Source organism: Alkalibacterium thalassium, from assembly GCF_900101165.1.
In the GTDB taxonomy this organism is placed as follows: Bacteria; Bacillota; Bacilli; order Lactobacillales; family Carnobacteriaceae_A; genus Alkalibacterium; species Alkalibacterium indicireducens.
Genome location: NZ_FNFK01000061.1, coordinates 1 through 10,459, shown reverse-complemented (window position 1 = coordinate 10,459; position 10,459 = coordinate 1). Strand labels below are relative to the sequence as shown.

Sequence of the window (10,459 nt, the reverse complement as noted above, 5' to 3'; positions counted from 1 at the left end):
ATTGATTTGGGTATTTCGGATTTTGCGGTCACCACCAATGATTTAGGGGAGACTGAGAAGCACAAAAATCCAAAACCTCTTTACAAGTCCGAAAAGAAGCTGAAGAAGGCGCAACGGTCATTATCCCGCAAACAAAAAGGCGGTAAGAACCGCAATAAAGCACGCTTAAAGGTAGCCAAAAAGCACGAGAATATTGCCAATCAGCGCAAAGATTTCTTGCACAAACTATCCAAAAAGATTACAGACGAAAACCAAGTCATTGTAATCGAAACGTTGTCCAGTAAGAACCTGATGAAAAATCATAAACTGGCAAAAAGCATTGGTGATGCAGGTTGGTATGAATTCGTCCGCCAATTAGAATATAAATCCAAGCAAAAAGGACGGACACTTATCAAAGCAGACCGATTCTATCCGTCTAGTCAGGTTTGTTCGAGTTGCGGACACCGAGACGGCAAGAAGCCGCTCAATATCCGGGAGTGGGACTGCCCGACATGCGGGGAATACCTTGATAGAGATATCAATGCCAGCAAAAACCTCTTGGCATTGGCCAAGTAAAAGAGAATCAATGAGGCAGGGACTGCCTTTTGAGCCTACCCCTATCCGATTCCTCTGTCTGTATATAGTCTGTGCAGACAAGAATGGAGTTAGTAGGAAGCCCCCACTTCAAAATCCAAAGGATTTAAGTGGTGGGTAGTTCACACGGACAGCTTGTTGAAACAGAGGATGCCGGACAAGTTGATACTGTATCGGGAGCTACTTCCTCATCGGAGAAATTTCAGGAATATGCCGCCATGCTTCTGAATGCAGCTGAAAATGGAGAAACCGATACCTTAGAAGTAGATAACGAAGTTGATTAAGTAATAAAAGCATAGAAACATGCTTTTTTTCAGGAGGATACACATGAACGCTGGACAATTTGGACGGATAACCGTCATCTCTTTTTTTTTGCTACCTCGTCATTTTATTTGTTCTGAGACTGTCAGGCAAACGAACGTTGTTAAAAATGAATGCTTTTGATTTTATCATTACTGTTTCTTTAGGAACGGTGTTTGGTAATATACTCATCAATCAGGATGAAGTATTATGGGAAGGTCTGTATATCTTCTGCCTGCTTTTACTCTTTCAGTTTCTTTCAAGCTATTTGTCTTCAAGATCGCCATTTTTCAGCCGAATACTGAAAGCTCATCCATCATTACTTTTTTACGATGGGAAATATTACGAGGATAAGATGAATAAAGAACGCATTCCAAAATCTGAAGTGCTTCAGGCAATCAGAGAACAAGGAATTGGAAAGGTTGAAGAAGTAGCTGCAGTGATTCTTGAAACAGACGGGACAATATCTGTTTTACCTAAGAAGAATAATGAACTGAGAGATCTGAATACATTAGTCGATATGGACGAAAGTCAGGATGACCAGAAAAATAATATAGAATGATTGTGGTTCTGACGAGGAAATATAATCTCAAAGAAATAAATAGTAGAAAGAAATTATCGATATGACTTCTGAAAATTTTATAAGAATGATTATTGTTGCATTTGGAAGTTATGCATCGATCCATGAATCAGATGGAACGTTGACAGTAATGGAAAAATCAAAACAGAAACATCTTGAAGAAGATGATTTTTTCCTATAAAAAGATACCCTTATAGTACATGTGACTTGCAGGCTCTCTGCTCTCAAGTCAATATGTATCATAAGGGAGTTTTTTATTCTTTAACTGGAAGAACGATTAGTTCTTTAGTAGTCTGGGTAAAAGGAGCAGCTCCTTTATCAGTCACAGCCAGACAGTCTTCAATTCGAATTCCTGCCGTTCCTTCTATATATATGCCAGGTTCGATAGAAAAGCACATGCCGGTCTGTATTGGGATGGTGACTCCTGGGGCAATATTAGGGAATTCATGGACAGATCGCCCCAGGCCATGACCTAGGCGATGAGTAAAATAGTCGCCATAACCTGATTCAGTAATAATCTGTCTTGCTGCAGCATCCAATTCTCCTGCTGTAATGCCCGGCCGTACAGCTGCCTGAGCTGTTTTTTGAGCGCTAAGCACAATGGAATACAGCTCTTTAAGCTTAGGTGAAGGGTCCCCGTAACTGACCGTGCGTGTCACGTCACTGGTGTACCCATTATAGACCACACCGAGATCGAAGAGCACGAGTTCACCGGCCTGAAGCTTTCGATCTCCAGGAGTGCCGTGCGGACTGGCAGCGTGATCGCCAAACAGCACCATCGTATCAAAGCTCATCTCTTTAACACCCAATTTTTTCATCTCATACTCGATGACAGCAACCACTTCCTGTTCAGTTATGCCTGTGGACAGGGCGTCCATGCCGACACGCAGGGCTTCATCAGCCAGATGACCAGCCTCTTTCATTATAAGAATCTCTTCACCGGATTTAATTACTTTCATGTTCTGAAGGTATGATGTGACAGACTTGAAAGAAGCATCAGGGAAGAGTGACATCAACTGATGATAGCGGTCTACTACAAGATAATCTGATTCGATACCGATTGTGTTAAATAATCCGTCCTCTGCAACACTCTCTTTAAAGATTGCCCAAGGGTTCTCCTCATCCTTATAGCCAGTCACTTCATCAATTGCATCATAGGAGCGGGCTTCAGTTTCTTCCAGTTTTGGTACAAGTAATTGAGTGGAGTCAGCCGTGATTAGTAGAGCCAGCACGCGCTCATGAGGATTACTGTAGAAACCAGTAAGATAGGCGATAGTATCCGGATTGTCAATATATACTAAAGACAAGGTCTGATCAATCATATATTTTTTAAATGCATCAAGTGGGTTCATAATTATCCATCCTTTTAAATTAATCGTAGTTTTAGTGTACCAAAAACTTCTCTTTTAGAATAGAAAATGATAGAATGATTATGAAGAAAGCCTTTTCTGAAAAAAGTTTTGGAAAATTTCATGAAAATTTATTGATTTAATTGAAAAAGGTTACATTTCCTGTTATTCTGTTAAAAGAAGTATGCGCTCACAAGATTTTTATTCAATATATGTTAAAGGAGATTAAATAATGGATAGGCAAACAATTACGATTTATGATGTGGCACGTGAAGCCGGAGTATCCATGGCTACGGTGTCACGCGTAGTCAACGGTAACCCGAATGTCAAACCTACTACCCGAAAGAAAGTTCTGGACGTCATTGACAGACTGGACTATCGTCCTAATGCCGTAGCAAGAGGGCTCGCAAGCAAGAAGACAACTACGGTTGGAGTCATCATTCCAGATGTCACAAATTTGTATTTCTCTTCTCTGGCACGAGGCATCGATGATATTGCAACGATGTACAAGTACAACATTATTCTTGCAAACTCAGATGAAAATGAACAGAAAGAAGTTCAGGTGCTCAACACACTGCTGGCCAAACAAGTTGACGGTGTGATCTTCATGGGTAACAAAATTACAGATGAACTGAGAGCTGAGTTTTCCCGTTCTCGCACACCAGTCGTACTGGCAGGTACTGTTGACCCGGATGAACAAGTAGGCAGTGTCAATATTGATTACGAAGCAGCTACTGAAGATAGCGTAGATATGCTAGTAGGAAACGGACACAGCAAGATCGCATTTATTTCCGAAAGCCACGATGAGCCAATTAACGGACAATATCGTCTGAACGGATATAAAAAAGCTCTTGAAAAAGCGTCCATCTCTTATAACGACGATCTAGTTCTTCAATCTGAATACACCTACAAAGTAGGCGAAGCAGTATTTGAACAACTTAAAAAAGCTGGCGCTACCGCAGCAGTAGTCTCTGATGACGAACTGGCAGTCGGAATTCTTAATGCTGCCCTTGATAGAGGGGTATCAATTCCTGAAGATTTTGAGCTTATCACATCTAACAACTCAAAACTAACAGCAATGACCCGTCCGCAGATGAGCACTGTCGTTCAGCCATTGTATGATATTGGTGCTGTAGCGATGCGTCTATTGACTAAATTGATGAATAAAGAAGAGATTGACGAAAAGACTGTCAAACTTCCATATACGATAGATGCTAAAGGAACAACTAAATAAAAGGTGATAAAGGACAGCTGTACTGGCTGTCCTTTTTTGCGCGAACAATGCATTTTTAATTAATGCCCATCATAATCATATGGAAAAGGTAAATTAAAAAACAGCTGCTGACCAGTTATGGTGAGCAGCTGTTTCAATTAGAATTTATTCTTCTTCGTCATCTGTATTATCATCGTCATCATCATTTTTGTCAGACGGTGGGGTGGCTTCAGAGTTGACGTTGCCGTTTCCGTTAGATGATCCATTGCCATTGCCGTTACCGTTAGATGATCCATTGTCATTTGAGTCGTCATTATCATCAGACGACTCATTTCCGTTGCTCGATCCGTTATTTCCATTGGATGAGGCATTATCATTCCCGTTGCCATTACCGTTTCCGTTAGAAGATTCTTCTTCATCGTCATCATCGTCTTCAGGTTCCGGCTCAGATTCTGGTTCAGGTTCAGGTGCTTCAGATGACTCGTCGCCATTGGACTCGTCATCTGAAGCAGCATCGTCTTCTGTTTCTTCATCGTCTTCATCATCATCATCATCGTCGTCGGAAGATAATGCTCGACCCCAGAATTCTTCCAGTTCCTCATCTGTTGCTCCGATTGCAAAGTCATAAACTGTGGTTCCAGGAACGTTATCTGACTTGAACAGTTCAGTATGTGTATTACCAGAGTAGTTGAATGTCGATCCGTCAGGGGCTTCAACTTCACCGGCTTTCATACCAGTATCTACTATGACAGAATCTTCAGTTACACCATCAGGACGAGCATGGGTTTCGCCCACACCAAGAATATCCGGATTAACCGCATGGACAGCATTCATAATGCGTGCCCACATGTCTCGGTTACGTCTGCTTGGATGGAGACCAAAGTCATCTCTTAATGAGAGCTCGCTTGTTCCATATCCCATCCATGTTCCAAATGATACGCTTGGGGTACTGCCGATATACCAGACGTCGTGACGATCCTGAGTAGTTCCTGTTTTTGATACCCAGTCTGAAGAAAAATTCAGCTGATCAATGGTTCCTTGTGCAGTCCCATCAGTATGAACGCCTCGTAGCATATCGATTAGCAGATAATTGGAAGCCGGGCTCCATACTTCAGTCTGTTCCACTTCATGTTCATAAATAATTTCACCTGCACTGTTTTCGATGCGTTCAATCATGTAGGCATCTGCATGCTGACCGTTATTTCCAATAGTTGAAAATGCGCTGATCAGGCCGACAGGAGAGGGGCCATCAGGTCCACCGATAGAAAACGAAGGGAAACTGATTGTTTCAGACGCAACATCGTCAGCAGTAATTCCCATATTTCTAATGTAACTTTCCAGATCGACGTCTTCCTGCATTAATTCAGCATGAATTTTAAAGGCAGCCAAGTTTTTTGAATCCTCAAGAGATTCTCTGGCAGTCAGCCACTCATTAGTTGTAGCTCCAACGTTTGTAGGAGAATGATAAGTCCATTCTCCAGCTGCCGGATCCCACACGTCACGTACTTCTACGGCAGTATCTGGAATAATCGTAGCTGGTGTAAGGATATCAGTATCAATAGCCGGTCCGTATACTGCGAGCGGTTTTATGGCTGACCCTGGACTTCTGTTCATCTGAAATGCATTGTTAAATTGACTTAGTTCATAATCTCTTCCACCGATAAATCCAATGATTCTTCCGGTTTCATTGTCAATCAATGCTCCGCCATATTGGACAGGAAGAGTAGTGGACTGAGTATTCCCGTCTGCATCTTCCCATGTGTAAGTCTGTTCAGCTCCTAGCTGATCCTGATATTCTCTAACTGTTTCTTCCATTGCATGATGAACATCACGATCGATTGTAGTATGAATCTGATAGCCGCCATTTCGTATTTCAGAACGAATCTGTTCCTCATATTCACCTAAAAGATCAGGATTTTCTTCAAGATCTTCATTAGTAATACCGTCACGTTCGAGTGCCTGAACAACTAGAATACGACGGGCTTCAAATTCTGCACGGTCATAAACATAAGACAAATCTTCATAATCGATTTCTTCACGATTTAAAAAGTCCTGTGTCACATCGTATTCTAAAGCTTCCTGATACTCATCGTAAGTGATGAATCCTACACGGTGCATCCTGAACAATACTTCACGTTGTCTGCGCAGGCCAAGTTCCTGATCTTCCTTGATGGCACCAGTGTTTGTATAAGGACTGAAGACGTTTGGACGCTGAGGCAGACCAGCGATAAATGCAGCCTGAGGAAGCGTCACTTCTGAAGCGGGAACACCAAATATCCCTTGAGCGGCTTCTTCAACACCCGCAATATTCTGGCCTTTATTGTTTCTGCCGAACGGGGATACATTCAGGTAGGCTTCCAGAATTTCTTCTTTATCCATATAATTCTCGATGCGCATGGCAAGAAGAATCTCATTAGCTTTACGTTCATGCGAAACTTCCCCACCAATGATCTGTTGTTTGATCAGCTGTTGTGTTAGAGTCGATCCACCGGTAGAGACATCAGACTCTGTCAGATCCTGAACGAGGGCACGGGCGATAGCTTTAGGAACGATTCCTTCATGCTCGAAGAAGTACTCATCTTCCGTTGCTATAATCGCGTCAACTAGAAGTGGAGACATCTGTTCCAGTTCAACTGGTGTCCTCATGAGATCCGCTCTCAGATCACTGATCACTTCTCCACCTGCATAATACATTGTTGATGTTTCGTTAAAATCGTAAATCTGCTGAACCATCACTTCATGATCAGGAATGTCAGTTTCATTGACCAGTGAAACGAAATATCCGACTGCCGCTCCAGCTCCTAGTGAACCTCCTACAAGAAGGATGACAACCAGCATAATAATAAGGGCCTTGACGACCCGATAAAAAATATCAAAATAATAGACAACATTCTCGAAACGTGAGGGTTCATTCGTTTCTTCTGTCTGTCTTTGCTTCTTTTCTTCAGAACGCTTCATTATGAACTCCTTTAAGTTTGATTTAATAGTCGTGTAGCTTGTTATATTATAGCAAAATAAGGGTAGAAATAAAATAATTGAGGAGATAAAGCACATATAAATGAGTGGACTGTGACAGAATTGTTAAGTACCTGCAAGAAAAAATCCTTTACGAAAATAGGAATCATTTTACGTAAAGGATTAATGGTTAGACTGTTTCAGGTAGAGTTTCTCCGATTTTTTCTAATCGTTTGGCCACTTCTTCTCTGCTTAGGTGATGCTCTTTGACGTAACGGTTTTCCGGTGAAACACGGCAGTCATGAGAACAGCCTCTTAAATACTTGTGCTCATTTTCTTCGGAAGTAATGAACTGACGGTTACAGAATGGGTTGCCGCAATTAACGTAACGTTCACACGGTGTACCGTCAAACCAGTCTTTAGCGATAACAGTATGTTCCTTGCGGTTGATGTCCACACTGATGCGGCTATCGAAAACATACATTTTTCCGTCCCACAGTTCACCTTGAGTCTCAGGGTGCGTACCGTAGTTATGAATCCCACCATGAAGTTGAGCAACATCTTCGAACCCTTCTTTAAGAAGCCAGCCACTCAATTTCTCGCAACGTACCCCTCCCGTACAGTAGGTGACGATGCGTTTGTCCATAAATTTTTCTTTGTTTTCCCTGATCCATTCCGGAAGTTCTCTGAAGGATCGGATTTCAGGACGTACAGCACCTCGGAAATGTCCCAGATCGTACTCATAATCGTTTCTTGCATCAAGAACGATTGTATTCTCATCTTCTAGCGCTTGTCTGAATTCTGTAGGTTCAAGATATTGTCCAGTAATTTCATTCGGATCGAGGTCGTCTTCACCCAAACTTAGAGAGACGATTTCAGGACGATAACGGACATGCATTTTCTTGAATGCATGACCATCTGCAGGGTCCATTTTAAAGAACATGTCACTGAAGCGCTCTTCAGATTTTACAGCTTCCATATAAGCATCAGTCTGCTCGACTGTACCGGAGACAGTTCCATTAATACCTTCTTCCGAAACGAGAATGCGCCCTTTTAGCCCGATATCATTACATAAAGCCAGGTGCTCGGTTCTGAATTGTTCAGGGTTGTCTATTTTTACATATTTATAGTAAAGCAATACACGATAATCGCTCATTTAATTTCCTCCTGTTGCTAGGTATGATCTAGTCCATTCTTATGGAATCACTAAAAAGTATAGTCGTTTCGCTTACAAAATGCAAGTAGTCTCAGGGAGTATAGCCATTTCGAGATGTAAAAGTGATATCCAAGTGTAATATAGTTGAAATTTAAATTTATCGATATAATAGTATACTTTATCCAATAAATTAAAACGCTGACATCTAAAAACTATGAATTGACGATTATTGGAGGGGCTTTTGTTGAGCAAGAAACCTATACTGTCAACTTTATCAAGTGCACTATTACTTAGTACATTTTCTGCTGTGTCGAGTGTATCAGCAGACGATTTCAACGATGCAATTGATGAACAGAGATCGATCATTGAAGAGACCGACAATCAGGTACATAACCTTGAAGAAACAATCAGTTCTCTTCAGGAACAGGTACGCAATGCAGAAGACGAGTTAAAGACGCTCAATAGTGATATCACTGCCAATGAAGATAAAATTAATGAAGTAGTTGAGCGACTGGAAGCAGCACATGCTGAAATGAAAGAGCTTCAGGACGAAATTACCGAACTTGAAGACATCATTGCAAAACGAACTGAACAGCTGGAAAATCAAGCTAGAAAAATCCAGGTTGATGGACAGACGACCAGCTATATTGAATTTATCATAGAGGCTGAATCACTAACGGATATCATCGGCCGAATTGATATTGTGTCCAGTCTCGTGTCATCTAACCGTAAACTGGTTCGAGCACAGGTCAGAGACATGGAAGCAGTTGCCGAGAAGCAGGAACGGACTGAACAGACGATCGTTCAACAGAATGCATTGGGTGCTGAACTTGAAGTCATTTCTCAGGACCTCGAACAGCAGAGACTTGAAAAAGAAGTGCTCGTTGCACAGATTGCAGCAGAAAGAGCCACTGCACAGTCTGACAGAGATCGTTATCTTTCACAGAGAGCTGAAGCAGAACAAGCTGTTTATCAACTGATTGTAGCACGTGAGGAAGCTGAACAGGCGGCTCGTGAAGCTGAAGAGCAGAGACGAGCCGAAGCCGAGCAGCGTGAACAGGAAGAAAGAGAAGCTGCAGCACGTGCTGAAGAGCAGGCAGCTGAAGAAGAGGTCGAGGTTTCACTATCCTCTTCTCAATCATCTGAGCCGGAATCATCCAGCTCAGAAACTTCTGCACCATCTGAGCCATCTAATTCAGATAGAAACCAAGCATCTTCTGGAATTAACGGAGGCTCTGCATCAAATACTGAATCATCTAACAACAATAATTCTGCTAACCAGAACAGCACCACCGCTCCAAATAATTCCGGAAATACAGGTGGATCAAATAACAACAGTCCATCAGATTCAAGAAACAATTCTGGTAATAACTCAGGCAGTAATTCAGGTAACAATGGTGGTGGAAATGGATCAGGTGGAAGTTCAAATGAATCATCCAACAAGCCTGCACCAGCACCACAACCGGCTCCTGCTCCAAGCGGAGGAACAAGCTGGGCAACACTTCAGCCACATGCAACTAGATTGCTGGGAACAAGATACCAGCTGGGAGGAAGTACGGCAAGTGCCCTTGACTGCTCCGGCTTTACTTCTCTTGTTTTTAGACAAGTAGGCATTTCACTGCCACGTAGAGCAGCTGGACAGTATGCCTCTTCAAGAAAGATATCCAGAAGTGACGCGCAACCTGGCGATTTGATTTTCTTCTCTGAAAATGGATCTACAATTTCTCACGTAGGGATATATGTTGGCGGCGGACGCTTTATCGGTTCTCAGACTAGTACGGGTGTCGCGTATACCAACGCTCACACTGGCTACTGGGGTGCTCGATTTGTAGGATACGGAAGATATTAATAGCAAACTCAAAAAGGGACATGCCTGAACGGTCATGTCCCTTTTTGAGTTTATAGCCAGATTTTCCCCCTCAAGTAGTGAACAAGCAACTGATATTGATCCAAGATTCAGCTCTCAGTAATCTTAGCATATTTTTGTAGACCTGCACCCTTTATATATTTGGCTAGAACAGACTGGAGGCTGCATTATTACCTGAGTGAGTTCCAAGACGCATCTTGCGACATACTGAAGCGGACCTTGCACTATGAGTTTGATCTGAGAGTCGAATTACCTTCAACTTACAAGCCTCCACATTGTCATTCCATCACTTATACATAACGAAAAAGCAATGAGCGCCCGTCCTGATAATAACGGTGACTCATTGCTCTTTTGTATTCAGATCTTATATTACAGAACTATCAAGCGTGAAAGCCCACGGTTTTAATCGTGGGATGAGAGCGCATATTGAGATAAATGTCTGATTGTTTTGTCTTCTTTTTCTTTT

Annotated in this window: 9 protein-coding genes and 1 pseudogene; 7 read left to right on the top strand and 3 right to left on the bottom strand. The window is 42.2% G+C overall.

Annotated elements, in window-relative coordinates; translation table 11 throughout:
* From BLR76_RS09900 to BLR76_RS11890, 5 genes and pseudogenes are all read left to right on the top strand, one after another.
* Window positions 1-555: RNA-guided endonuclease TnpB family protein (locus BLR76_RS09900; RefSeq protein WP_143009239.1), on the top strand; the 555-nt coding region annotated here is incomplete at its 5' end.
* Window positions 556-686: 131 nt separating this feature from the next.
* Window positions 687-857 (top strand): FMN-binding protein, encoded by a 171-nt coding sequence (locus tag BLR76_RS11680; RefSeq protein ID WP_245683080.1) that lies wholly within the window; start codon window positions 687-689, stop codon window positions 855-857.
* Between the two features lie 92 nt (window positions 858-949).
* A pseudogene (locus BLR76_RS12425) lies at window positions 950-1,126 on the top strand (DUF421 domain-containing protein); the annotation flags it as partial.
* A 15-nt stretch (window positions 1,127-1,141) separates the two neighbouring features.
* On the top strand, window positions 1,142-1,435 hold the full coding sequence (locus BLR76_RS09895) for a DUF421 domain-containing protein (RefSeq protein WP_342706604.1): 294 nt from the start codon (window positions 1,142-1,144) through the stop codon (window positions 1,433-1,435).
* 61 nt (window positions 1,436-1,496) lie between these two features.
* Complete coding sequence (locus tag BLR76_RS11890) at window positions 1,497-1,634, top strand: hypothetical protein (RefSeq protein WP_176759690.1); 138 nt, start codon at window positions 1,497-1,499, stop codon at window positions 1,632-1,634.
* 73 nt (window positions 1,635-1,707) lie between these two features.
* Here the strand turns inward: BLR76_RS11890 and BLR76_RS09890 are convergent, their stop codons facing one another.
* Window positions 1,708-2,805, bottom strand: coding sequence for a M24 family metallopeptidase (locus tag BLR76_RS09890; protein ID WP_091268557.1), 1,098 nt, complete (start codon window positions 2,803-2,805; stop codon window positions 1,708-1,710).
* Window positions 2,806-3,034: 229 nt separating this feature from the next.
* On the opposite strand from BLR76_RS09890, the gene ccpA reads away from it, so the two are divergent.
* The gene (gene ccpA, locus BLR76_RS09885) at window positions 3,035-4,036 is read left to right on the top strand and encodes a catabolite control protein A (RefSeq protein WP_091268555.1); all 1,002 of its coding nucleotides are present in this window, start codon (window positions 3,035-3,037) and stop codon (window positions 4,034-4,036) included.
* A gap of 144 nt (window positions 4,037-4,180) precedes the next feature.
* Here ccpA and BLR76_RS09880 read toward each other — a convergent pair whose 3' ends face one another.
* Both BLR76_RS09880 and trhO read right to left on the bottom strand, forming a co-directional pair.
* Window positions 4,181-6,973 carry a transglycosylase domain-containing protein gene (locus BLR76_RS09880; RefSeq protein WP_176759689.1) on the bottom strand — a complete coding sequence of 931 codons (2,793 nt, stop codon included), beginning with the start codon at window positions 6,971-6,973 and terminating at the stop codon, window positions 4,181-4,183.
* A gap of 187 nt (window positions 6,974-7,160) precedes the next feature.
* Window positions 7,161-8,126 carry an oxygen-dependent tRNA uridine(34) hydroxylase TrhO gene (gene trhO, locus BLR76_RS09875; protein WP_091268552.1) on the bottom strand — a complete coding sequence of 322 codons (966 nt, stop codon included), beginning with the start codon at window positions 8,124-8,126 and terminating at the stop codon, window positions 7,161-7,163.
* Between the two features lie 244 nt (window positions 8,127-8,370).
* Between trhO and BLR76_RS09870 the strand changes: the two genes are divergently transcribed.
* Window positions 8,371-9,975, top strand: coding sequence for a C40 family peptidase (locus BLR76_RS09870; protein WP_091268551.1), 1,605 nt, complete (start codon window positions 8,371-8,373; stop codon window positions 9,973-9,975).
* The last annotated feature ends 484 nt before the right edge of the window (window positions 9,976-10,459 follow it).

Coding starts and splice junctions, on each gene's coding strand:
- BLR76_RS11890 (WP_176759690.1), top strand. CDS start 1,497: ATGACTTCTGAAAATTTTATAAGAATGATTATTGTTGCATTTGGAAGT.
- BLR76_RS09890 (WP_091268557.1), bottom strand. CDS start 2,805: ATGAACCCACTTGATGCATTTAAAAAATATATGATTGATCAGACCTTG.
- ccpA (WP_091268555.1), top strand. CDS start 3,035: ATGGATAGGCAAACAATTACGATTTATGATGTGGCACGTGAAGCCGGA.
- BLR76_RS09880 (WP_176759689.1), bottom strand. CDS start 6,973: ATGAAGCGTTCTGAAGAAAAGAAGCAAAGACAGACAGAAGAAACGAAT.
- trhO (WP_091268552.1), bottom strand. CDS start 8,126: ATGAGCGATTATCGTGTATTGCTTTACTATAAATATGTAAAAATAGAC.